At 71.4% G+C, this 22,947-nt stretch carries 20 protein-coding genes; 11 read left to right on the forward strand and 9 right to left on the reverse strand.

Going from position 1 to position 22,947, the window contains the following annotated elements:
• Positions 1 to 27: 27 nt before the first annotated feature.
• From ACGFNV_RS12420 to rsmI, 3 genes are all read right to left on the reverse strand, one after another.
• Positions 28 to 945 carry a TatD family hydrolase gene (locus ACGFNV_RS12420; protein ID WP_393621750.1) on the reverse strand — a complete coding sequence of 306 codons (918 nt, stop codon included), beginning with the start codon at positions 943 to 945 and terminating at the stop codon, positions 28 to 30.
• 47 nt (positions 946 to 992) lie between these two features.
• Complete coding sequence (locus ACGFNV_RS12425) at positions 993 to 1,376, reverse strand: hypothetical protein (RefSeq protein WP_393621752.1); 384 nt, start codon at positions 1,374 to 1,376, stop codon at positions 993 to 995.
• Between the two features lie 250 nt (positions 1,377 to 1,626).
• A complete protein-coding gene (gene rsmI / locus ACGFNV_RS12430) occupies positions 1,627 to 2,472 on the reverse strand; it encodes a 16S rRNA (cytidine(1402)-2'-O)-methyltransferase (RefSeq protein WP_393621754.1) in 846 nt (281 codons plus the stop codon).
• Between the two features lie 261 nt (positions 2,473 to 2,733).
• On the opposite strand from rsmI, the gene ACGFNV_RS12435 reads away from it, so the two are divergent.
• From ACGFNV_RS12435 to ACGFNV_RS12445, 3 genes are all read left to right on the forward strand, one after another.
• Positions 2,734 to 4,476, forward strand: coding sequence for a dolichyl-phosphate-mannose--protein mannosyltransferase (locus ACGFNV_RS12435; RefSeq protein WP_393621756.1), 1,743 nt, complete (start codon positions 2,734 to 2,736; stop codon positions 4,474 to 4,476).
• A gap of 147 nt (positions 4,477 to 4,623) precedes the next feature.
• Positions 4,624 to 6,264, forward strand: a complete 1,641-nt coding sequence (locus ACGFNV_RS12440) for a penicillin-binding transpeptidase domain-containing protein (protein WP_393621758.1) — start codon at positions 4,624 to 4,626, stop codon at positions 6,262 to 6,264.
• A 116-nt stretch (positions 6,265 to 6,380) separates the two neighbouring features.
• Positions 6,381 to 8,060, forward strand: a complete 1,680-nt coding sequence (locus ACGFNV_RS12445) for a penicillin-binding transpeptidase domain-containing protein (protein WP_393621760.1) — start codon at positions 6,381 to 6,383, stop codon at positions 8,058 to 8,060.
• Positions 8,061 to 8,078: 18 nt separating this feature from the next.
• Here ACGFNV_RS12445 and ACGFNV_RS12450 read toward each other — a convergent pair whose 3' ends face one another.
• The gene (locus ACGFNV_RS12450) at positions 8,079 to 8,441 is read right to left on the reverse strand and encodes an SsgA family sporulation/cell division regulator (RefSeq protein ID WP_393621761.1); all 363 of its coding nucleotides are present in this window, start codon (positions 8,439 to 8,441) and stop codon (positions 8,079 to 8,081) included.
• Between the two features lie 193 nt (positions 8,442 to 8,634).
• Between ACGFNV_RS12450 and ACGFNV_RS12455 the strand changes: the two genes are divergently transcribed.
• The 6 genes from ACGFNV_RS12455 to ACGFNV_RS12480 all read left to right on the forward strand — a co-directional run bounded on the left by ACGFNV_RS12455 (position 8,635) and on the right by ACGFNV_RS12480 (position 13,481).
• Positions 8,635 to 9,681 carry an energy-coupling factor ABC transporter permease gene (locus ACGFNV_RS12455; protein WP_393621763.1) on the forward strand — a complete coding sequence of 349 codons (1,047 nt, stop codon included), beginning with the start codon at positions 8,635 to 8,637 and terminating at the stop codon, positions 9,679 to 9,681.
• A 4-nt stretch (positions 9,682 to 9,685) separates the two neighbouring features.
• Positions 9,686 to 10,447: a cobalt ECF transporter T component CbiQ gene (gene cbiQ, locus ACGFNV_RS12460; RefSeq protein WP_393621765.1), complete on the forward strand. Its 762-nt coding sequence runs from the start codon at positions 9,686 to 9,688 to the stop codon at positions 10,445 to 10,447.
• Positions 10,435 to 11,220 (forward strand): energy-coupling factor ABC transporter ATP-binding protein, encoded by a 786-nt coding sequence (locus ACGFNV_RS12465; protein WP_393621767.1) that lies wholly within the window; start codon positions 10,435 to 10,437, stop codon positions 11,218 to 11,220. Before cbiQ ends, ACGFNV_RS12465 begins: the two co-directional genes overlap by 13 nt.
• A 10-nt stretch (positions 11,221 to 11,230) precedes the next feature.
• Entirely contained in the window at positions 11,231 to 11,692 is a 462-nt protein-coding gene (locus ACGFNV_RS12470) for a MarR family winged helix-turn-helix transcriptional regulator (protein WP_393621769.1), read from the forward strand.
• A gap of 107 nt (positions 11,693 to 11,799) precedes the next feature.
• Entirely contained in the window at positions 11,800 to 12,246 is a 447-nt protein-coding gene (locus ACGFNV_RS12475) for an organic hydroperoxide resistance protein (RefSeq protein WP_133928752.1), read from the forward strand.
• A 74-nt stretch (positions 12,247 to 12,320) separates the two neighbouring features.
• Entirely contained in the window at positions 12,321 to 13,481 is a 1,161-nt protein-coding gene (locus ACGFNV_RS12480; RefSeq protein ID WP_393621771.1) for a serine hydrolase domain-containing protein, read from the forward strand.
• Between the two features lie 19 nt (positions 13,482 to 13,500).
• Here the strand turns inward: ACGFNV_RS12480 and ACGFNV_RS12485 are convergent, their stop codons facing one another.
• Positions 13,501 to 13,776, reverse strand: a complete 276-nt coding sequence (locus ACGFNV_RS12485) for a DUF1876 domain-containing protein (RefSeq protein ID WP_393621773.1) — start codon at positions 13,774 to 13,776, stop codon at positions 13,501 to 13,503.
• 108 nt (positions 13,777 to 13,884) lie between these two features.
• Here ACGFNV_RS12485 and ACGFNV_RS12490 point away from each other — a divergent pair, with 108 nt between their 5' ends.
• Positions 13,885 to 15,135: an MFS transporter gene (locus ACGFNV_RS12490; protein WP_393621775.1), complete on the forward strand. Its 1,251-nt coding sequence runs from the start codon at positions 13,885 to 13,887 to the stop codon at positions 15,133 to 15,135.
• A gap of 1 nt (position 15,136) precedes the next feature.
• Here the strand turns inward: ACGFNV_RS12490 and ACGFNV_RS12495 are convergent, their stop codons facing one another.
• From ACGFNV_RS12495 to ACGFNV_RS12505, 3 genes are all read right to left on the reverse strand, one after another.
• Positions 15,137 to 15,982 (reverse strand): EamA family transporter, encoded by an 846-nt coding sequence (locus tag ACGFNV_RS12495; RefSeq protein WP_393621777.1) that lies wholly within the window; start codon positions 15,980 to 15,982, stop codon positions 15,137 to 15,139.
• 179 nt (positions 15,983 to 16,161) lie between these two features.
• Positions 16,162 to 18,387, reverse strand: a complete 2,226-nt coding sequence (locus ACGFNV_RS12500) for an MMPL family transporter (RefSeq protein WP_393621778.1) — start codon at positions 18,385 to 18,387, stop codon at positions 16,162 to 16,164.
• Positions 18,388 to 18,511: 124 nt separating this feature from the next.
• On the reverse strand, positions 18,512 to 19,117 hold the full coding sequence (locus ACGFNV_RS12505; protein ID WP_393621779.1) for a TetR/AcrR family transcriptional regulator: 606 nt from the start codon (positions 19,115 to 19,117) through the stop codon (positions 18,512 to 18,514).
• A 170-nt stretch (positions 19,118 to 19,287) separates the two neighbouring features.
• Between ACGFNV_RS12505 and ACGFNV_RS12510 the strand changes: the two genes are divergently transcribed.
• Positions 19,288 to 22,533: a S41 family peptidase gene (locus ACGFNV_RS12510; protein ID WP_393621781.1), complete on the forward strand. Its 3,246-nt coding sequence runs from the start codon at positions 19,288 to 19,290 to the stop codon at positions 22,531 to 22,533.
• A 165-nt stretch (positions 22,534 to 22,698) separates the two neighbouring features.
• On the opposite strand, the gene ACGFNV_RS12515 is transcribed toward ACGFNV_RS12510, so the two are convergent.
• Positions 22,699 to 22,917 (reverse strand): hypothetical protein, encoded by a 219-nt coding sequence (locus ACGFNV_RS12515; RefSeq protein ID WP_393621782.1) that lies wholly within the window; start codon positions 22,915 to 22,917, stop codon positions 22,699 to 22,701.
• Positions 22,918 to 22,947: the final 30 nt, after the last annotated feature.

Genomic DNA, 22,947 nt, shown 5'->3' on the forward strand with positions numbered 1-22,947 from the left:
GCTCAGTGACCGACCGCTCCGGCGCGGTCAGTAGTCGAACGCGCGGGCCGTGTTCGCGGCCAGGGCCGTCGCGAGGGTGTCCTCGTCGATGCCGCGCACGGCGGCCATGGCGCGCACCGTCACCGGCACGAGATACGGGGCGTTGGGCCGCCCACGGTAGGGCGCCGGCGTCAGGAAGGGCGCGTCGGTCTCCACGAGGACCAGCTCCAGCGGGGCGACGGCGAGGGCGTCCCGCAGGTTCTGGGCGTTCTTGAAGGTGACGTTGCCCGCGAAGGACATGTAGTAGCCGGCGCGGGCGCAGATCTCGGCCATGTCGGCGTCGCCGGAGTAACAGTGGAAGACGGTGCGCTCGGGGGCGCCCTCCTCCTTCAGGACGCGCAGGACGTCGGCGTGGGCGTCGCGGTCGTGGATGACGAGGGCCTTGCCGTGCCGCTTGGCCATCTCGATGTGGGCCCGGAACGACCGCTCCTGCGCCGCCTTGCCCTCCGGCCCGGTGCGGAAGTGGTCGAGGCCCGTCTCGCCGACGCCCTTGACGTGGGGGAGCGCGGCCAGGCGGTCGATCTCGGCGAGCGCCTCGTCGAGGCCGGCGTCGCCGCCCGGCTCGCGCGCCCCCTGCCGCGACCACCCGTCGGGGTCGCCGTGCACGATCCGCGGTGCCTCGTTGGGGTGCAGGGCGACCGTCGCGTGGACGCTGTCGTACGCGGCGGCCGTCTCGGCGGCCCACCGCGAGCCCTTCACGTCGCAGCCGACCTGCACGACGGTGGTGACCCCGACGGACGCGGCCTTCGCGAGTCCCTCCGCCACGGTCCCCGACTGCATGTCGAGGTGGGTGTGGGAGTCGGCGACCGGTACCCGCAGGGGCTCCGGGAGCGGCGGCGCTGCGTTCTTGTCGTTCTTGTCGTTCTTGTCCTGCTTGCCGGACGTGCCGGGGGCGTTCGAAGGCATGCCCCGATCCTACGAAAGGGGCACGCCCCGCCCTCGGCCCCGTTCGCTCAGCTCGCCTTGCGCTGGAACGGGTGCAGCAGGTCGGACAGGTGCCAGTGGTGGTCCCTGGCCGTCTCGTCCTGCGGGCGGTCCTGTGCCGCCCCGTCCTCGGCCTGCTCACCCTGCCGGGGCACCGACGGCTGTCGCCGCGCGGCGCTGAGCGCCGAGGACACCTGACCCGCGCGCATGATGCGCACGACGTGGCCGTCGCAGTTCCTGCAGGCGGGCCGGCTCAGCGGCGACGGCACGGCACGGCCGTCGGCTATGTAGGTGACGAACTCCCGGCCTTCCCCGTCGACGTGATGCTCGATGTCGTACGACTGCTCCCAGCCGTGTCCGCAGCGCATGCAGACGAAGGAATACGACTCGTGGACGACGGCGGTCTCACTCATGCCAGCTCCTCGTTTCCGCCGGGCGAGGGGACGGGTCTGTCCCCTCGGTCCAGTGGACGCCTCCGCCGACGTGGACGCATCGGGCCTGTCGAGTGTTGGAGCCGATTTGGACTTTCCTTGCCAAAGCGGCCTCGGTGGAGGGGGCTGGGCTTTGCCTTTCGCGCCCGTGCTTTAACCGCCCATGGGGCGCCCGCTCATCGGAAATGCGCCCTGCTCAGAGGGTGTTCCTGGCCGAAATTCGGCGCTGGACTCAGCGTGCGTTCTTGGCCGCGACCACCGCGTCGAACACCTCCCGTTTCGGCAGTCCCGCGTCGGCCGCGACCGCCGCGATGGCCTCCTTGCGCCGCTCCCCCGCCTCCTCGCGCACCCGCACCCTGCGCACCAGTTCCGCGGCGTCGAGTTCCTCGGGGCCGCGCTCGGGCGCCCCCTCGACGACGACGGTGATCTCACCCCGTACGCCCTCGGCCGCCCACGCCGCCAGCTCGGCCAGCGGACCGCGCCTGACCTCCTCGTACGTCTTGGTCAGCTCGCGGCAGACGGCGGCCCGACGCTCCGCGCCGAAGACCTCGGCCATCGCGGCGAGGGTGTCGTCGAGCCGGTGCGGGGCCTCGAAGTAGACGAGGGTGCGCCGCTCCTCGGCGACCTCGCGCAGCCGCGACAGCCGCTCGCCGGCCTTGCGCGGCAGGAATCCCTCGAAGCAGAACCGGTCGACGGGCAGGCCGGAAAGCGCCAGCGCGGTGAGCACGGCGGACGGGCCGGGGACGGCGGTGACCCGGACGTCCTTCTCGACGGCCGCGGCGACCAGCCGGTAGCCGGGGTCGGACACGGACGGCATCCCGGCGTCCGTGACGAGGAGCACACGCGCCCCGCCGATCAGTTCCTCGACCAGCTCGGGCGTACGGGCGGACTCGTTGCCCTCGAAGTACGACACGACACGCCCCTTGGGCGTCACGCCCAGCGCCTGGGTCAGCCGCCGCAGCCGCCGCGTGTCCTCGGCCGCCACGACGTCCGCGCCGGCCAGTTCCTCCGCGAGCCGGGGCGGCGCGTCCGAGAAGTCACCGATGGGGGTGCCCGCCAAAACAAGGGTTCCAGTCACCTGTCCATCCTCGCAGGGGCCGGACTCCGGCCACGGTGGGGGCCGTAAGGACCCCAAGGGGTCCTTGCACTATGCCCGCCCGGGTCGCGCGGCCTGGCACCGCACCTCGCCGCGTTGCCGAAACGCCCACGTGACTCCGCCACGAGGGCGCTCCAGCGCCTTGCGATACACGGCACCAGACCACGCGACCTCATCGGGCGCTCATAGTGCAAGGACCCCTAAGCACAGGACGCGCAAAGAACGGTTCCCTACGATGGCGCGGTGACCAGTACCGCGTCCTCCACGGACACCCGCCAGGGCCAGGCGCCGCACGACCAGCGGCCGACGTGGCAGCAACGGCTGCGCCGTTTCGGATATCCGGCGAAGCCCGCCGCCGATGTTCGCGAGCGGTTGGTGCCGCCGTTCGCCCAGCCCAGCCCCCGGTTGTGGCAGGTGTTCGGGGTGCCGCCGGTGCTCGCCGACCGGATCGCGCGCTGGTCCGGCTGGGGCGGCCCGCTGCTGGTGACGCTGATGGCGGGCCTGATGCGGTTCTGGAACCTGGGCAGCCCGAAGGCGGTGATATTCGACGAGACGTACTACGCCAAGGACGCCTGGGCGCTCGTCCACCGCGGCTTCGAGGTCAACTGGGACAAGAACGTCAACAACCTCGTGCTGTCCTCGAACGGGCACGTCCCGATCCCGTCGGACGCGGCGTACGTCGTGCACCCACCGGTCGGGAAGTACGTCATCGGGCTCGGCGAGCTGATGTTCGGGTTCAATCCGTTCGGCTGGCGCTTCATGACGGCGCTGCTGGGGACGCTCTCCGTGCTGCTGCTGTGCCGCATCGGCCGCCGGCTGTTCCGCTCGACGTTCCTGGGCTGCCTGGCGGGCGCCCTGATGGCCGTGGACGGCATGCACTTCGTGATGAGCCGTGCCTCGCTGCTCGACGGCGTGCTGATGTTCTTCGTGCTGGCCGCGTTCGGCTGTCTGGTCGTCGACCGCGACAGGGCGCGGGAGAAACTCGCGGCGGCGATCCCGCCCGACGCGGAGGGCCGCCACCGCCCCGACGCGCACGCCGCCGAGACCACCCGCCTCGGGTGGCGTCCCTGGCGCTGGCTGGCGGGCCTGATGCTGGGCCTGGCCATCGGCACCAAGTGGAACGGCCTGTACGTCCTCGCCGCGTTCTGTGTGATGGCGGTGCTGTGGGACGTCGGCTCCCGCAAGGTCGCCGGCGCCCGTCACCCGTACACGGCGGTGCTGAAGCGCGACCTGGGCATCACGTTCCTGGCGACGGTCCCCGTGGCGATCTTCACGTACATCGCTTCCTGGACCGGCTGGATCCTCTCCCCCGCCAACGGCTCCGGCGGCTACTACCGCGACTGGGCCACCGCCAACGGCAGGTCCAGCAGCTGGTCCTGGCTGTTCCCGGACTGGTGGCTGAGCCTGTGGCACTACGAGCACGAGGTCTACAAGTTCAACATCAACCTCTCCTCGCCCCACCCCTACGAGTCCAACCCCTGGAGCTGGATCGTCCTGGGCCGCCCGGTCTCGTTCTTCTACGAGTCGCCCGCCCCCGGCAAGGACGGCTGCCCCGTCGACGCGGGCGAGAAGTGCGCGCGTGAGGTGCTCGCCCTGGGCACGCCGCTGCTGTGGTGGGTCGCCTGCTTCGCCCTCCTGTACGTCCTGTGGCGCTGGTTCTTCCGCCGCGACTGGCGCGCGGGCGCCGTCGCCTGCGGCGTCGCGGCCGGCTACCTCCCCTGGTTCCTCTACCAGGACCGCACGATCTTCCTCTTCTACACCGTCGTCTTCGTCCCCTTCCTGTGCCTGGCGGTCGCCATGCTCATCGGCGCCCTCGCCGGCCCCCCGGGCTCCTCCGACACCCGCCGCGTGGCGGGCGCGACAGGCGCGGGCGTCCTGGTGCTGCTGATCGCGTGGAACTTCATCTACTTCTGGCCGATCTACACGGGGACGGCGATCCCCATCGACTCCTGGCGTTCACGTATGTGGCTGGATACGTGGGTCTGAGTCACGTCCCTGATCTCCGTTAGGACACAAGTTCCCTGAACTCCTGTCCCGGCTGCCCCTGCTTTCGCTTACAGTGCGAGGCGCGACCAAGTTTCTGAACGTGTTCAGAAAACGCGGGGGAAGTCCAAACGGGGAAGGGGACGGGTCATGCGCAAGGGGGCCAAGGCCGGCATAGTCGGCACGGTGTTCGCGGTGATGGTGGGCGGGGCCGGGTACGGGGGCTACAACATCCTGTCGGCGCTGAACGGCGACACCGGGACGACGAGCGGCGCGAGCACCAGAGCGGAGACGAAGAAGAGCGGTCCGCCGACCGGTTCGGAAGTCGAGGAGACGACCACCGCGTTCTTCGCGGCCTGGGAGAAGGGCGAGGCGGTCACGGCCGCCGCGTACACCAACAACGCGGAGAAGGCGGAGCCGCTGCTCACGTCGTACGGCGAGGCCGCGCACATCACCGGCGTGAAGATCACGCCCGGGAAGGCCAACGGCGCCACCGTGCCCTTCACGGTCAGGGCGAAGGTGTCCTACGACGGCAAGTCCAAGGCGCTCGACTACAAGAGCACGCTGACCGTGGTGCGCGGGGTGTCGACCGGGAAGGCGCTGGTCGACTGGCAGCCTTCCGTGGTGTACCCCGCGTTGAAGAACATGGACGACACGCTCGTCACCGGCGAGTCGGCGAGCCCGCCCATCGAGGCCGTGGACCGCGACGGCAAGGTCCTGACGAAGGAGAAGTACCCGTCCCTCGGCCCGATCCTGGACGCACTGCGCGCCAAGTACGGCGAGCAGGCGGGCGGCACGGCCGCCGTCGAGCTGGCGATCCACCACGCCGACGAGAACACCGCGGACACCACCCTGCTGACCCTCGCCAAGGGCAAGGCGGGCAAGCTGACCACCACGATCAGGGCGAGCGCGCAGGCGGCGGCCGAGCGGGCGGTGAAGAACTACGGGCAGTCCTCCGTGGTGGCCGTGAAGCCGAGCACCGGTGAGGTGCTGGCCGTCGCCAACCACCGCAGCGACGCCTTCAACGCGGCCTTCCTCGGCCAGGTTCCGCCCGGCTCCACCATGAAGATCGTCACCGCGGCGACCCTCATCGACAACGGGCTCACCACCGCGACCGGTCCCGCGCCCTGCCCGGACAGCGTGATGTGGGAGGGGCAGACCTTCCACAACCTCAAGGACCTGAAGCCGGACGAGGGCGCCACGCTCGCCGACAGCTTCGCCCGTTCCTGCAACACCGCCTTCATCAAGTACGTGAAGTCCCTGAAGACGGAGTCGCTGACCGAGGAGGCCCAGAGCCGCTTCGGGCTCGGCCAGGACAACTGGAAGACCGGCATCCCGTCCTTCGACGGCTCGATCCCGGCGGCCGGCGGCCCGGACAAGGCGGCCAACCTCATCGGCCAGGGCCAGGTCCAGATGAGCCCGCTGAACATGGCGTCGGTCACGGCGACCGCGATGACGGGCGCCTTCCGCCAGCCGGTGATCGTGGCGCAGAGCCTCGACGACCGCGAACTGGCCACCGCGAAGGGCCTGTCCACGAGTACGGTGCAGCAGCTGCGCGCCATGATGAACCGCACCGCCACCAGTGGCACCGCGGCCGGTGTGATGTCCGGGCTGAGCGGCCGGATCGGCGCGAAGACCGGTTCCGCGGAGATCGGCGGACAGTCCAGGTCCGACAGCTGGTTCACCGGGTACCGCGACGACGTCGCCGCGGCGGCCATGGTCCAGGACGGCGGTCACGGCATCGACGCGGCCGGTCCGATTGTCGCAGCCGTGCTACGAACTGCCGGCTGACGTCACCCACGGAGATCGGGACTCTAGTGTGGTTGCCGTCGTTGGGGTGTGTGAGGGCAACGAGGGCAGTGGGGCGGTGGGGGCGCCTTCCACGATCACGCGGAGGAACGCAAGCAGTGGGCAAGAGAGGGCGCGCCGCCGAGCGGCGGAAGACGAACCCCGCCGTCATCGGCGGGATGGTCGCCATCGTCGTCGTCGGCGCCGGCATCGGTGTCTACGCGCTGTACGGCGGCGGGGCGGCGGCGGACGACGGCAGGAACGCCTCGTCGTCGGCCGGTGAGAAGTCGCCGTCGGTCAAGACGGGACCGCTGTCGGCGACCGAGGTGACCACCACGGCCCGGACGTTCCTCACGGCCTGGCAGCGGGGTGAGGTCGCCGCGGCGGCCGCCGGCACGGACGACTCCACGGCCGCCGCGTCCCTCCTGACCGGCTACACCAAGGACGCCCACGTCAAGAACGTGACGCTCACCGCGAGCCCGCGCCAGGGCGACAAGGTGCCGTTCTCCGTGAAGGGCACCGTCGAGTACAAGGGCGTCAGCAAGCCGCTGGCGTACAGCAGCGCGCTGACCGTCGTCCGGCGGGCGAAGGACGGCAAGCCGCTGGTCGACTGGCACGCCTCCGTGGTCCACCCCGACCTTCAGGACGGCGACACGCTCGTCACCGGCGAGTCCGGCACCCCGCCGGTGAAGGCGCTCGACCGGGACGGCGGGGAGCTGACCACCAGGAAGTACCCGTCCCTGGAGCCGGTCCTCGACGGACTGCGCGAGAAGTACGGCAAGAAGGCCGGCGGCAAGGCGGGCGTCGAGCTGCGAGTGGTGCGCGGCAAGGAGTCGACGGCGAAGAAGGCCTCCGACAAGACGCTCCTCGCACTCAGCGAGGGCACCCCCGGCACGGTGAAGACGACGCTGAGCCCGAGCCTCCAGGCCGACGCCGAGGCACAGGTGGCCAAGAAGGCGCGGGCGTCGGTGGTGCTGATGCGCCCCTCGACGGGTGAGATCCTCGCGGTGGCCAACTCCAACCCGCACTTCAACACCGCGTTCCAGGGCTCCCTCGCGCCGGGCTCCACAATGAAGGTGATCACCTCGTCGCTGCTGCTCGACAAGGGGCTCGCGAAGGCGGACAAGGCGCACCCGTGCCCGAAGTACTTCAAGTACGGCGGCTGGAAGTTCCAGAACGACGACAAGTTCGAGATCAAGGGCGGCACGTTCAAGGCGAGCTTCGCCCGCTCGTGCAACACGGCCTTCATCAGCCAGGCGCCCAAGCTGAAGAACGACGACCTGACCAAGCAGGCGCAGCAGGTGTTCGGCCTGTCGATGGACAACTGGGCGATCGGCGTCCCGACCTTCGACGGCCGCGTCCCGGTGCAGTCGCAGGCCCAGATGGCGGCCTCGCTCATCGGTCAGGGCGGGGTGCGGATGAACCCGCTGAACATGGCGTCCGTGGCCGCGACGGTCAAGGCGGGCTCCTTCCACCAGCCGTACCTGGTCGCCCCGTCGGTCGACGACCGCACGCTGGCCAAGGCCTCGCGCACGATGTCCGCGGCCACGCTGTCCCAGCTCCGTGAGCTGATGCAGTACACCGCCGCCGCCGGCACCGCCGCCGAGGCGATGTCCGGCCTCGGCCCCGACTACGGCGCCAAGACCGGCTCGGCCGAGGTCGACGGCCAGAAGAAGCCCAACGGCTGGTTCACCGCCTACCGCGGCGACCTCGCCGCAGCCGGTGTCGTCCAGGCGGGTGGCCACGGCGGCGACACGGCGGGCCCGATCGTGGCGGCACTGCTGAAGGCGGGCGGCTGAGCGACGGGGCCTGCCGCGTCACGCTCCGTGGGGCACCGGCTTCGCCGCCGCCATGTACGTGCGGCGCAGGAAGCGCAGCAAGGTCTTGGTCTCGAACTGCACGACCGAGACGCCCTGGTCGGAATGGAACTCGACGACGGCCTGGACGCGTCCGCAGGGCCACACGCGGACGTCTCCGGAGCCGGCCGGGGCGCGCAGGCCCTGTTCGAGCAGGGCGCGCGACAAGGCCCATTCGGTGGTGCCGGGGAGGCGGACCCGGACCGAGCGGGGGTCTGTCTCGGGGTCGTAGCGCAGCATGACGGGGACGGCCGCGTGTTCTTCCTCGACCAGGTCCGCGTCCGTGACGACGTGGGCTCGTGCGTACTGTTCGACTACGGCCATCGTACCGGCCCCTTACGCTGCGTGACCTGTGCGAAAGCTGTGCTTCCGCTTCCCATCCAATGTCGCATATTTTCCGGGGCGCGCTTCCCGGGGCCGACGTATCTCACACCGCGGTGCGCGAGGGGATGGACGAGGCGATGCACGACTGATGCGCTCTTGCGAACCGTTCGCATCAAGCCACTATCATCGAACGGTGCACGTACCTGACGGATTCATCAACGCCCCGACCTCCGCCGTGACCGGAGTCGTCGCCGCGGGCGCCATCGCCGTGAGCCTGCGTGGCGCACGACGCGAGCTCGACGAGCGGACGGCGCCGCTGGCCGGTCTGGTGGCCGCGTTCATCTTCGCGGTACAGATGCTCAACTTCCCCGTGGCGGCCGGAACCAGCGGTCACCTCCTGGGTGGCGCGCTGGCCGCGATACTCGTGGGCCCCTTCACCGGGGTCCTGTGTGTGTCCGTGGTCCTGCTGATGCAGGGCATCCTCTTCGCCGACGGCGGACTGACCGCGCTCGGCGTCAACATCACCGACATGGCGATCGTGACGACGGTCGTGGCCTACGCCGTCTTCAGGGGCCTGGTGAAGGTGCTGCCGCGCACCCGCCGTTCCGTCACGGTCGCCTCCTTCGTCGCCTCGCTGCTCTCCGTCCCGGCCGCCGCCGTCGCCTTCACGCTCATCTACGCCGTCGGCGGCACCACGGACGTCTCGATCGGCAAGGTCGCCACCGCCATGATCGGCGTGCATGTGCTGATCGGCCTCGGTGAGGCCGCGATCACCGCGCTGACGGTGGGCGCCGTCATCGCCGTACGGCCCGATCTCGTGTACGGCGCGCGCGGGCTGACGCAGAAGCTGAAGCTGCGGGTGAACGGCGAGCTCGTCGACGCGCCGGACGCGGCGCCGGTGCCGGTCGGCGCCCGGTCCCACCGCAAGGTGTGGATCACCGGCCTCGTCACCTCACTCGTCCTCGCCGGGTTCGTCAGCTTCTACGCCTCCGCGAGCCCCGACGGTCTGGAGAAGGTCGCCGCCGACCACGGCATCGACAAGAGGACCGAGAAGCACGCGTCCAGCGACTCGCCGCTCGCCGACTACGGCGTCAAGGACGTCACCGACGCCCGCCTCTCCGGCGGTCTCGCGGGCGTGATCGGCGTCGGTGTCACCGTCGTCGCGGGCAGCGGGGTGTTCTGGGCGGTGCGCAGGCGCCGTACGGCGGACGCCTCCCCCACGGCCGTAGAGAACGTCTGACGTCGTGGGCGCCGGACACGCGCACAGGCTCTACCGGCACGGGCACTCCCCCGTGCACGGTCTGCCGCCGCACACCAAGCTCGCCGCCGCGTTCGCCTTCGTGGTGGTCGTGGTCTCGACGCCGCGGGAGGCGATGTGGGCGTTCGGCCTGTACGCGGTGCTGCTGGGCCTGGTCGCCCGCCTCTCCCGCGTACCGGCCGGCTTTCTGCTGCGACGGCTGCTGATCGAGGTGCCGTTCGTCGCGTTCGCCGTGCTGATGCCGTTCGTGGCGGAGGGCGAGCGGGTCGAGGTGCTGGGCGTGTCCCTGAGCGTCAACGGCCTGTGGGGCGCCTGGAACGTGCTCGCCAAGGGCACCCTCGGCGTCGCCGCCTCCGTCCTGCTCGCCGCCACCACCGAACTGCGCGAACTCCTCCTCGGGCTCCAGCGGTTGAAGCTCCCGCCGCTGCTGGTGCAGATCGCGTCCTTCATGATCCGCTACGGCGACGTCATCACCGACGAGATGCGCCGCATGCGGATCGCCCGCGAGTCCCGCGGCTTCGAAGCCAAGGGCGTACGGCACTGGGGCGTCCTCGCGAAGTCGGCGGGCGCGCTGTTCATCCGCTCCTACGAGCGCGGCGAGCGGGTGCACCTGGCCATGGTCAGCCGGGGGTACGCCGGTTCGATGCCGGTCATCGACGAGGTGACCGCCTCCCGGGCGCAGTGGTCGTACGCCCTCGCCCTCCCGTTCGCCGCCCTCGTCGTCTGTCTGCTGGGATGGGTTCTGTGACTGATACGACCGCCTCCCTGGAGGTCTCCGGCCTCGCCTTCGCCTACCCCGACGGCCACCAGGCCCTGTTCGGCGTGGACTTCTCGATCGGGCGCGGTGAGCGGGTCGCGCTGCTCGGGCCGAACGGCGCCGGCAAGACGACGCTCGTGCTGCACCTCAACGGCATCCTGAGCGGCGGCACGGGCACGGTGACGGTCGCCGGGCTGCCGGTGAGCAAGCGGCACATGGCGGAGATCCGGCGCAAGGTCGGCATCGTCTTCCAGGACCCGGACGACCAGCTGTTCATGCCGACGGTCCGCGAGGACGTGGCGTTCGGGCCGGCCGCCGCCGGGATCAAGGGGGCCGAGCTGGAGGAGCGGGTCGACCGGGCGCTGGAGCGGGTCGGCATGGCGGAGTTCAAGGAGCGGCCGCCGCACCACCTCTCCTTCGGCCAGCGGCGCCGGGTGGCCGTGGCGACCGTGCTGGCGATGGAGCCGGAGATCCTCGTCCTGGACGAGCCCTCCTCCAACCTCGACCCCGCCTCCCGCCGTGAACTCGCCGACATCCTGCGCTCGTTGGACGTGACCGTCCTGATGGTCACCCACGACCTGCCGTACGCGCTGGAGCTGTGCCCCCGCTCGCTGATCCTGAGCGAGGGGGTGATCGCGGCGGATGGGAAGACGGCGGAGCTGCTCGGCGACGACGAGCTGATGCGGGCCCACCGGCTGGAGCTCCCGTTCGGTTTCGACCCGCGTTCCGTGCCTTCCGCGACGGCGGGCGCGGACCGTCCGTGACAATGGGCGCGTGACGAACGAGTACCCCGAGAGCTCGCTGCTCCTCGACGAGCAGCTGTGCTTCGCGCTGTACGCGGCCCAGCGCGCGGTGACGGCCGCGTACCGCCCGCTCCTCGACGAGCTCGGTCTCACCTACCCGCAGTACCTGGTGCTGCTGGTGCTGTGGGAGCGGGGCGAGATCACGGTCAAGGCGCTGGCCGAGGCCCTGCGGCTCGACTACGGGACCGTCTCGCCGCTGCTGAAGCGGCTGGAGGCGGCGGGTCTGGTGCGCCGGGAGCGCTCGGCGCGGGACGAGCGCTCGGTACTCGTGGCGTGCACCAGGCGCGCGGAGGAGCTCAAGGAGCGCGCGACACGGGTGCCCGGCGCGCTGCTCGGGGCGACGGGGCTCGACATGGCGGCGGTGGCGCGGATGCGCGAGGAGCTGTGGCAGCTCGCGCGGCGGGCCGAGGCGGCGGCGGAGCGCCCACACTGACCTCGGGTTACCCGCGGTTGCTACCCCCTGGTAAGAAACACCTCTACTACTCACGAGTACCTTGTGCACGATGTACTCGTGCGCACTTGTCCTGGGGGGACCCGGCCATGACTGACGGCACCGCCGCCGACACCCGTCCTACGAAGATCATGTACGTTGCCGAGGCCACCGCGCACGGCGGCCGGGACGGCTATGTCACCAGCCAGGACGGCCAGATCGAACTGAAGGTCGCGATGCCCCCGGAGCTGGGCGGCGACGGCAACGGCACCAACCCGGAGCAGTTGTTCGCGGCCGGCTACAGCTCCTGCTTCCACAACGCCCTCGTCCTCGTCGGCCGCCGGGCGGGCTTCGACCTCACCGGCTCCACGGTCGCCGCGAAGGTCGGCATCGGCCCCAACAAGCAGCGCGGGTACGGCCTCGCCGTCGCCCTGAGCGTCTCCCTCCCCGTCCTCGACGCGGACGTCGCCGCGAAACTGGTGGATGCGGCCCACGAAGTCTGCCCGTACTCCAACGCGACCCGCGGCAACATCGAGGTAACGATCCTGCTCGGCTAGCGAGGCCAGGGAATCGCAGGCCCCTTCCGGGCGTTGCCCGCACAGTCGCAGGCGAGCGGTAGGGAAGTGCGGACGTGGACGTGAACGGCACAGTCGCCGAGGGCTTCGAGCCGGTCAAGGAGGCGTTCGCGGGCAACTTCGAGGCGCTCGGGGACCGGGGCGCGGCGGTGACCGTCTACCGCGACGGGCACAAGGTCGTCGACCTGTGGGGCGGCACCAAGGACGTCGACGGCACGGCGGCCTGGGAGCGCGGCACCGCCCAGATCGTGCGCTCGGCGACCAAGGGCGTCGCCGCCGCCGCACTCCTGCTGCTGCACCAGCGCGGGGAGCTGGACCTGGACGCCCCGGTGGGCGCGTACTGGCCGGAGTACAAGGCGGCGGGCAAGGAGCGGACCCTCGTACGGCATCTGCTCGCGCACCGCGCGGGCGTACCGGTGCTGGACCGGCCGCTGACACCCGCGGAGGCCGCCGACCCGGCGCTCGGCGCGGAGGCGGTCGCGGCGCAGGCGCCGGTGTGGGAGCCGGGGACGGACCACGGGTACCACGCGCAGACGTACAGCTGGCTGACGAGTGAGCTGGTGCGGCGGGTGACGTCCCGTCCGATCAGTGAATGGATCGCGACCGAGATCGCCGGGCCGGCCGGGGCGGACCTGTGGCTGGGGCTGCCCGCGGGCGAGGCCGGGCGCGTGGGCCGGGTGGGCCAGGTCGAGGCACCGGTGCGGGCGGGCGCCCTGCGGACCCGCCCCAAGCGAGCGGTCTCCGAGGCCTACGCCGACCCCGATTCGCTCACCCGGCGCGCGTTCGCCGCGATCACCCCGCTGCCGGACGAGAACGACCCCGCCTACCGGACGGCCGCCCTGCCCGCCTCCAACGGCATCGCGACCGCGGAGGGTTTGGCCCGCTTCTACGCCTCGCTCATCGGCGAAGTGGACGGCGGCACCCGGCTGTTCACCCCCGAGACCGTCGACCTGGCGCGCGGCGAGCAGTCGGCGGGCCCGGACCGCGTCCTCGTCGTCGGCACCCGCTTCGGCCTCGGCTACATGCTCCACGGCAGCGCGTCCCCCCTCCTGTCCCCCGGCTCCTTCGGCCACCCGGGACGCGGCGGCGCCCTCGGCTTCGCCGACCCGGACTCCGGCATCGCGTTCGGCTATGTGACGAACGGCTTCCGCAAGAGCGTGACGGCGGACCCGAGGGCGCAGGCGTTGGTACGGGCGGTGCGCACCGCGCTCGCGTGACGGGGGGTGCTCGCCCGACTCAGACGTTGATCGGGTGCGAGGTCCGGCCGGACGCCGAGTCGATCTCCTCGTGTGCCTTGGTCAGCAACTGCATCGCGAGTTCGTTGAGCGCGCGTGCCCCTGCGATCTCCTCACCGACCCTCGGCTGATTGGAGTCGGTGCGGTGCCGCGTGGCGTGCCCGTGGGCCCGTACCTCGCTGCCGTCGGGCAAGCGCACGAGCGCGGCCGCCCGTGTGTGCTGCTCGTCCTCCTGGAACTCCAGCTCGACATGCCATCCCACAGTGGTGTGCATCATGACGATCACCTCCGGAACACCTGCTTCCAGAGTGCTCCTGCCGACGAGCGGACGCACCCACGGGGGCACAATGGGCGGCGGAATCGTGTGGGAGGGGGCGGCGGGGGCGTGGGGCAAGAGCGGGGGCTGGGGCGGCGGTTCGGGTGGCTGTGGACGGCGTACACGGTCAGTACGTTCGGTACCTGGCTCGCCTTCGACGCGTTCCCGCTGATCGCCGTCACCGTGCTGCACGCCGGTTCGGCCCAGGTGTCGCTGCTGGCCGCCGCGGGGCTCGCGGTGGGCGCGGCGGTCGCGGTGCCGCTCGGGCCGTGGGTGGAGTTCCGCCGCAAGCGTCCGGTGATGATCGCGGCCGACCTGCTCAGGTGCGCGGCGCTGCTGAGCATCCCGGCGGCCTTCGCGCTCGGCGGGCTCACCTTCGCGCAGCTCCTGGTCGTGGCGGTCGTCGTCGCCGCGGCCGACATCACCTTCAACGCGGCAAGCGGCGCCTTCGTCAAGGCCCTCGTGCCGCCCGGGAACCTGCTCCTCGCGAACTCCCGCTTCGAGTCGACGCTCTGGACCTCCACCGTGCTCGGGCCACCGCTGGGCGGCGCCGCGATCGGGCTGTTCGGACCGGTGACGACGGTGCTGGCCGACGCGGTCAGCTATCTGCTGTCGGCCGCGGGCATCCGCGCGATCGGCGGGAGCGAACCCCGCCCAACGCCTCGCCCGGCCCACCGGGACGCGCCGCGCCTGCGGGCCGGTGACCTGCTGGAAGGCTGGCGGTACATCCTCACCCACCCCGCCCTGCGCCCGTTGTTCCTCAACACGGTCCTGGTCAACGGTCTGATCATGGTGGCCGCGCCCCTCCTCGCCGTCCTCATGCTCGGTCCCCTCGGCTTCGCCCCCTGGCAGTACGCCCTCGCCTTCGCGCTGCCCTGCACGGGCGGCCTGATCGGCTCCCGGCTGTCCCGCCCGCTCGTGGCCCGCTTCGGCCGACGCGCGGTGCTGCGCACGGCCGGCGTCCTGCGCGCGTGCTGGGGCATCGGGCTGGCGTTCGTCCACTCCGGCCCGACGGGGCTGTTGCTCGTGATGGGCGTGGAGTTCGGGCTGATCGCGTGCTGTGCCGTGTACAACCCGGTGCTCGCGACGTTCCGCCTCGAGGCGACGCCGGCCGACCGCACGGTCCGTACCCTCTCCGCCTGGTCGGTCAGCAGCAAGGCCACGACCGCGGCCCTGACGGCGCTGTGGGGGCTCCTGGCCACCCTGACCGGCCCGCGCGCTGCGATCGCGGTGGCGGGCGTGTTGCTGCTGGCGACACCGCTGCTGCTGCCTCGGGGGGCGGCGCTGGAGCCCCGGGGGGAACCCGTCGAGGCCGCCTGACTCACCCGGCGCGCAGCATCAACCCGATCCCGACCACCAGCAGCCCCGCCGCCACGATCCTCGGCGCTCCGAACCGCTCCTTGAAGAACACCGCGCCGATGATGGCGCCCACGATGATCGACGACTCGCGCAGCGCCGCGACCGGCGCGAGCTCCGCGCGGGTCTGCGCCCACAGGACGAGCCCGTACGCGGCGACGGACAGCGCGGCGCCGAGCAGCCCGACCGCCGCGAAGGGCCGCAGCCTGGCGACGGTGTCCCCACGCCAACGCCAGACCGCGTACGTGGGGAGGGCCAGCCCCTCGACGGCCATCAGCCAGGCGATGTACCCGGTGGCCGAACCCGAGGCGCGCACGCCCAGCCCGTCCACGACGGTGTACGCCGCGATGGTCATCCCGGTCGCCAACGCGGCCCCGATGGCCGCCCAGTCGGGCCGCTGCCCGCGCAGCCCCCACAGGGCGACGCCGGTCAGCCCGGCGCAGGACAGCGCGATGCCGGCGGCGGCCCAGCCGTCGGGCACCTCGTGGGCGAAGAGGGCGGCGAGCACGGTGACGACGAGAGGGGCGGAGCCGCGCGCGATCGGGTACGCCTGCCCGAAGTCGCCGAGCCGGAAGGACCGCATCAACAGTGCGTAGTACGCGATGTGGATGACGGCGGAGCCGAGGAGGTACGGCCACGCCCGCGCCGCCGGGAACGCCACGAACGGTGCCGTCGCGAGCCCGATCAGGGTCCCGCCCCCGGCGATGAGTGTGAAACCGACCAGCTTGTCGGTGATGCGGTGCGCGAGGGCGTTCCAGCCGGCGTGGGTGACCGCGGCGACCAGGACGGCCGCGGCGACGGTCGGGGTCACGGGGTCCGCTCGTCAGTGGTCATGCACGGCACGCTAGTGGGTGCATGGGGCACGTGACTCACGGTCATCCCGAAAGAGATCGCCCCGGAAGGAAATCGTTTCGGAAAGAAAGAAGCCGGTGAAGGCAGCCCGTCCCCACGGAAGCCCTCACCGGCCGCTCTTTCAGCGGAGCCTGTGCGTCAGACGCGTACCAGCTCCCGGTCCTCGTCGGGGTCGCCGTCCTTGTCCTTCGCGTCGCTGAGGTCCTTCAGGCCCTCGCCCTCGACGTCCACGTTGGGCAGCGCCCGGTCCAGCCACTTCGGCAGCCACCAGGCCTTCTTGCCGAGCAGGGCCAGTACCGCCGGGACGATCGCCATGCGGACGACGAACGCGTCGAAGAAGACCGCGACGGCGAGGCCGAAGCCGATCATCTTGATCATGGACTCGCTGGAGCTGATGAAGCCTCCGAAGACGGCCATCATGATGATCGCGGCGGCAGCCACGACCCGGGCGCTGTGCCGGAAGCCGGTCACCACGGCCTGGCTCGGCGACTCGCCGTGCACGTACGCCTCCCGCATACGGGTCACGAGGAACACCTCGTAGTCCATCGCGAGACCGAAGACCACGCCCACCATGAAGATCGGCATCATCGACATGATCGGGCCGGTCTCCTCGACGCCGAGCAGGCCGCCGAGCCAGCCCCACTGGAAGACCGCGACCACGGCACCGAGCGCGGCGAGCACGCTGAGCAGGAAGCCGAGGGCCGCCTTCAGCGGGACCAGGATGGAGCGGAAGACCACGATCAGGAGCAGGAACGCGAGACCGACCACCAGAGCCAGGTACGGGATCAGCGCGTCGGTCAGCTTCTGCGAGAAGTCGATGTTCATCGCGGTGGTGCCGGTGACCAGCACCTTCGCGTCCGTGTCGGCTTTGATGTCGGCGCCCTTGTCACGGATGGCGTGCACCAGGTCCTCGGTCTGCGTCGAGGACGGTTTCGAGCCCGGGACCACGGTGATCGTCGCGGTGTCGCCGGCCTTGTTGAACATCGCCGGGGTCACCGTCGCAACGTCCGCCAGGCCCTTGATGCGGTCGGTCACCTGGTTGGCCGCCGCCTTGGGGTCGTCGCTGCTCTTGGCGTCGACGACGATCATCAGGGGGCCGTTGAAGCCGGGGCCGAAGCCCTCCGAGAGAACGTCGTACGCGCGGCGCTGTGTCGTGGACGTGGGCTGCGAGCCGTCGTCGGGCAGGCCCAGCTCCAGTTGCGTGGCGGGAACGGCGACCGTGCCCAGACCGACCACGCCGAGCAGCAGCACCGCTGCCGGACGGCGGATGACGAAGCTCGCCCAACGGGCGCCCAGGCCCGGCTTGGCCGGCTTCTCGGCGGTGCCCTCGTCGCGCTTGCCCCGCTTCTCGCCCGCCGCCTTGATCCGCTTGCCCGCGTAGCCGAGCAGCGCGGGGATCATGGTCAGCGCGATGAGGACGGCGACCACGACCGTGCCCGCCGCCGCGAGGCCCATCTTGGTCAGCATCGGTACGTTGACGACCGCGAGGCCGGCCAGCGCGATCACGACCGTGAGGCCCGCGAAGACCACCGCCGAGCCGGCGGTGCCGGTGGCGCGGCCGACCGCCTCCTCGCGGGAGCGGCCCTCGGCGAGTTCGGTGCGGTAGCGGGAGACGATGAACAGCGCGTAGTCGATGCCGACCGCGAGACCGATCATCAACGCCAGCGTGGAGGTGGTGTCGCCGAGGTCGAGCGCGTTGGCGAGGGCCGTGATGGTGGAGACGCCGATGCCGACGCCGATGATCGCCGTCAGCAGCGGCAGTCCGGCCGCGACCAGAGAGCCCAGGGTGATGACGAGGACGACCGCGGCGAGGGCGAGACCGACGACCTCACCGATCGCTCCCGGCTCGGCCCCGGCCTGCAGCGCGTCACCGCCGATCTCGACGGTCAGCCCGGCCTTCTGCGCGTCCTTCCCGGCGTCCTTCAGGGCGTCCCGGGAGGCGTCCTCGAGTTCCATGCCGGGCTTGTCGTAGCGCACGGACGCGTAGGCGATCGTGCCGTCCTTGCTGACGGCGTGCGCCTGGAACGGGTCGGCGACGGAGGTGACCTCGGAGCCGTCGGCCAGTTCCTTCACCGTCTTCGCGACGGTCGCCTTGTTGCCGGCGTCGGAGATCTTCTCGCCCTCGGGCGCCTTGAAGACGACCCGGGCGGTCGCGCCGTCGGCGTTCGCCCCGGGGAAGCGCTGTTCCAGCAGGTCGAAGGCCTTCTGCGCCTCGGTGCCGGGGATCGAGAAGGATGTGGAGCCCGCGGCGGGGGCGCTGGCCGCTCCGACGCCCGCGAGCGTCAGCAGCGCCACCCACAGCAGGGCGACGACATGCCTTCGCCGGAAGGCGAACCGGCCGAGTTTGTAGAGGAAAGTGGCCACGAGGGCGTACTCCCGGTCAGGTCGTAGACGAATCAGGGCAGGGTGACCAACCCGGCGGGGAGGCAGGGGTGATCGGCCCGACGACGTGAGCGGTCGCGTCAGGTGGTGACTGCGGGGAGGGAGATCAGGTGGTGGGTGCGCCGAGGGCGGGGAGAACCACGGCGTCGATGTACGACAGGAGGAAGGCCTGGGTCGGCGGCTGCTCGTCGATCAAGGTGCGGGCGGCGAAACCGCCCATCATCATGTGCATCACGAACTCGATCGCCGGGTTGTCCTCACGGACCTCGCCCCGGTCGATCGCGCGCTGCACCACGCGACGGAACACCGCCATCTCGGGCTCGATGAGATGCTCGTGGAACGCGCGCAGCAGCTCCGGATTGCCGTGCACGACCATGGCCAGTCCCCGCATCAGCGCGGAGTTCTGCTCCATCGTGCAGTCGTCCGACATCAGCGTGAGGGCGTGCAGATCGCCCTTGAGCGACCCGGTGTCGATCTCCTCGAGGGCCATGCCGCCCGGCTTGGAGTGCCGCACCGCCTTGGCCACCAGTTCGGCCTTGCCGCCCCACTGGCGGTAGAGCGTGGCCTTGCTGGAGCGGGTACGTGCGGCGACGGCGTCCATGGTGAGGGCGTCGTAGCCGACTTCGCGGAGCAGTTCGAGCACGGCCTCGTACAGTTCGGCCTCGCGCTCGGGCGTGATCCGACTGCGACGCGACGTCGCGACCTCAGTCATGGCTGGCCTTCCTGCTCGCCCGTGCTCTGTCGTGTGCCTACACCAAGAAGATACCCCGCCGAGCAGCGAAACGAAACCGTTTCGTACGTGTGGTGGGTCACGGGCGTCAAGAACGCATAAGGTGACGCGCCTGTTTCGCCGGAAAAGACCGGAAAGGTGAGCATGGAGAGGTGAGCTATCTGCGCCTGCCGCATCTGAGCGGTGACCTGCTGTGCTTCGTGGCCGAGGACGACCTCTGGCTGACCTCGCTCGACGGCCCCGGCCGCGCCTGGCGGCTGACCGTCGACCGCACCAAGGCCGGCCACCCCCGCTTCTCCCCGGACGGCCGCCTGATCGCGTACACCAGCTGGCGCAGCCTCGTCCCGGAGATCCACCTGGTGCCGGTCGACGGCGGGCCGGGACGGCAGCTCACCCACTGGGGCAGCCCCGACACGCAGGTCACCGGCTGGACCCCGGAGGGCGACATCCTCGCCGTCGCCTCCCACGGCGAGCCCTTCTCGTACTTCACCTGGGCCTACAAGGTCACCACCGACGGCGACCCCGGCCGCAAGCTCCCCTGGGGCCCGGTCTCCGACATCCAGGTCGCCGACATCGAGGGCGAACGAAAGACCCTGCTGCTGACCGGCACCCCACCGCACGAGCCGGCCTCCTGGAAGCGCTACCGGGGCGGGGCCACGGGCCGGCTGTGGCTGCACGGCGAGCGGCTCCTCGCCGACATCGGCGGCCATCTGCACTCCCCGATGTTCGTCGGCGGCCGGATCGCCTTCCTCTCCGACCACGAGGGCGTCGGCAACCTCTACTCCTGCGCGTACGACGGTTCCGACCTGCGCCGTCACACCGACCACGACGCCTTCTACGCCCGCCACGCCGCCGGCGACGGCACCCGGGTGGTGTACCAGTGCGCCGGTGACCTGTGGATCGTCGACGACCTGTCCCCCGCCACCGTGCCGCGCCGGCTCGACATCCGGCTGGGCGGGCCGCGCGCGGGGCGCCGCCCCTACCCGATCCCGGCCGCGCGGCACGTGGACGGACTGTCGGTGGACGAGACGGGACGGGCCAGCGCCGTCGTCGTGCGCGGCAGCCTGTACTGGCTGACCCACCGCGACGGCCCCGCTCGCACCCTCACCGACACCCCGGGCGTACGGATCCGGCTCCCCGAGATACTGGGCGCCAGTGGCCAGGTCGCGTACGTCACCGACGCCGAGGGCGAGGACGCCGTCGAGATCGCCTACCTGCCCCGCGCGACGGGCGCCCGTGCGCCGCGCCGACCGGCCTCCGGGCAGCTGGGCCGGGTGCTGGAACTGGTCTGCGATCCGCAGGGCGAGCGGCTCGCCGTCGCCTCGCACGACGGGCGGCTGCTGCTCCTGGACGTCTCCGAGGGCTCCGACGGCGAGGTGACCGAGCTGATCCGGTCGATCAACGGGCCGGTGCGCGACCTCGCCTTCTCACCGGACGGGGCCTGGCTGACGTGGTCGCATCCGGGGATCGGGCGCTCCCTGCGCCAGATCAAGATGGCGCGGATCTCCGGTGCCGGGAACGGCGACTCGCTGATCGTCGACGTCACCAACGGCCGCTTCGAGGACGAGAACCCGGTCTTCACCAGGGACGGCCGCTACCTCGCTTTCCTCTCCTGGCGCGGCTTCGACCCGGTGTACGACGTCCACACCGGCGACCTCTCCTTCCCGCTCGGCTGCCGCCCCTACCTGGTGCCCCTGTCCTCCGCGACCCCCTCCCCCTTCGCCCTGAACCCCGAGGGCCGCCCGGCCGCCGGGGGCCTGGACCCCGCCGAGGACGACGAGGGCGGCGACGGCACGGTGACCGTGGAACTCGAGGGGCTGGAGAGCCGGGTGACGCCGTTCCCGGTCGCCGCCTCCAAGTACTCGGCGCTGCACCCGGTCGCGGGCGGTGGGCTGGTCTGGCTGCGCTGGCCGATCTCCGGCGCGCTGGGCGAGACCTTCGCCAACCCGGACGACACCACCGGCCGCCCGACCCTGGAGCACTTCAACATCAGCAAGGCGAAGAAGTCCGAACTCGTCGACCACCTCGACTGGTTCACCGTCAGCGGGGACGGCACCCGGCTGGTCGTGTCCGACGACGACGACCTGCGGGCCGTGCCGTCCACGGAATCCGGCGACCCGGACACGACGGTCTGGATCGACCTGCGGCGCATCCTGCACCAGGCCGACCCGGGCGCCGAGTGGCGCCAGTCGTACGAGGAGGCGGGGCGGCTGATCCGCGCCTACTTCTGGGACCCGGGGATGTGCGGCATCGACTGGGACGCGGTCCTCGACCAGTACCGGCCGCTCGTCGAACGGGTCGCGTCCCCGGACGAGTTCGCCGACCTGCTGCGCGAGGTGCTGGGCGAGCTGGGCACCTCGCACGCGTACGTCAGCGCCGCCCGCCGCAACGAGGGGCCGCCCCAGTACCAGCGCCGACAGGGTCTGCTGGGCGCCAACTTCGTCCGCAGGGACGCCGGGTGGGCCGTCCGGCGGATCCTGCCCGGCGACTCCTCCGACTCCAAGGCCCGCTCCCCGCTGGCCGGCACCGGGATCCGCGAGGGCGCGGTCCTGACCCACGTGGACGGCCGCCCGGTGGACCCGGTCACGGGCCCGTACCCGCTGCTCGCGGGAGCGGGCGGTACGACGGTGGAGCTCACCTTCACCGCGGCGGACGGCGAGAGCGGGCCCCCTCGCCGGGTGGCCGTGGTGCCCCTCGTCGACGAGCGGCCGCTGCGCTACCAGGACTGGGTGGCCAAACGCCGCGCGGTCGTACGGGAGTTGAGCGGCGGCCGCTGCGGCTACCTGCACATCCCCGACATGGGCGGCTCCGGCTGGGCCCAGTTCAACCGCGACCTGCGCATGGAGGTCTCCCGCCCCGCCCTGCTCGTGGACGTACGCGGCAACGCGGGCGGCCACATCAGCGAACTGGTCGTCGAGAAACTGACCCGCACCATTCTGGGCTGGGACCTCACCCGCGACGCCCAGCCCGTCTCCTACGCCTCCAACGCCCCGCGCGGCCCGGTCGTCGCCCTCGCGGACGAAGCGACCTCCTCCGACGGCGACATGATCACGGCCGCCTTCAAACTGCTCAACCTGGGACCCGTGGTGGGCCAGCGCACCTGGGGCGGCGTGGTCGGCATGACCGGCCGCCACCGACTCGGCGACGGCACCGTCATCACCGTCCCCATGAACGCCGCCTGGTTCGACGCCTACGGCTGGTCCATCGAGAACAAGGGCGTCACCCCCGACGTGGAACTTCTCCGCACCCCCCTCGACTGGGCGGAAGGCCGCCACACCCAACTCTCCGACGCGGTCTACCTGGCCCTGGAGCTCCTGGAAACCAACCCCCCGGCGACGCCCCCGGACCTGCACAACGTGCCGAACCGCTCAAGACCAAAGCTCCCCCCGCGACACTAGAAAGCAGGGGTCGCCGCCAACACCCTCAGGGGCGCGGGGAACTGCGCGACAAGCCCCCCACCCACCCGCACCCGACAACGGACCGAAAACGGGCAATCAAAACGTGGGGCACCCTCACCAACACAGGGCACCCCACGCTTGAACGGTCAAGCCCAGCGGCAGCGGCTACGCGTCGTAGTCCTGCGCGAAGCGGTCCTCTTCCTCGCGCTGCGTGCGCTCACGCTCCGTCTCCTCGTCGCGCCGCCCGCGCTCGGGACGCTCACCGCGCTCCCCGCGCTGCCCGGCACGCTCCCTGGCCGGGTCCATCTGCTGCCGACCCTGCGGCTGCCGACCCTGCTGCTGCCGCTGTTCGGACTTGTCCTGGAACTGGTCCTTCATGCCCATGTGGGTTCACTCCCGTAGTGGGTTGGGGCG

The sequence above is a fragment of the Streptomyces sp. NPDC048751 genome (genome assembly GCF_043198595.1).
Classification (GTDB): domain Bacteria; phylum Actinomycetota; class Actinomycetes; order Streptomycetales; family Streptomycetaceae; genus Streptomyces.

Bases quoted from the DNA above. Each gene is read 5' to 3' on its own strand.
- ACGFNV_RS12515 (WP_393621782.1), bottom strand. From the start codon at position 22,917: ATGGGCATGAAGGACCAGTTCCAGGACAAGTCCGAACAGCGGCAGCAG.
- ACGFNV_RS12450 (WP_393621761.1), bottom strand. From the start codon at position 8,441: ATGGCCGTAGTCGAACAGTACGCACGAGCCCACGTCGTCACGGACGCG.
- ACGFNV_RS12425 (WP_393621752.1), bottom strand. From the start codon at position 1,376: ATGAGTGAGACCGCCGTCGTCCACGAGTCGTATTCCTTCGTCTGCATG.
- ACGFNV_RS12475 (WP_133928752.1), top strand. From the start codon at position 11,800: ATGACTGACGGCACCGCCGCCGACACCCGTCCTACGAAGATCATGTAC.
- ACGFNV_RS12485 (WP_393621773.1), bottom strand. From the start codon at position 13,776: ATGATGCACACCACTGTGGGATGGCATGTCGAGCTGGAGTTCCAGGAG.
- ACGFNV_RS12465 (WP_393621767.1), top strand. From the start codon at position 10,435: ATGGGTTCTGTGACTGATACGACCGCCTCCCTGGAGGTCTCCGGCCTC.
- ACGFNV_RS12440 (WP_393621758.1), top strand. From the start codon at position 4,624: ATGCGCAAGGGGGCCAAGGCCGGCATAGTCGGCACGGTGTTCGCGGTG.
- ACGFNV_RS12420 (WP_393621750.1), bottom strand. From the start codon at position 945: ATGCCTTCGAACGCCCCCGGCACGTCCGGCAAGCAGGACAAGAACGAC.
- ACGFNV_RS12505 (WP_393621779.1), bottom strand. From the start codon at position 19,117: ATGACTGAGGTCGCGACGTCGCGTCGCAGTCGGATCACGCCCGAGCGC.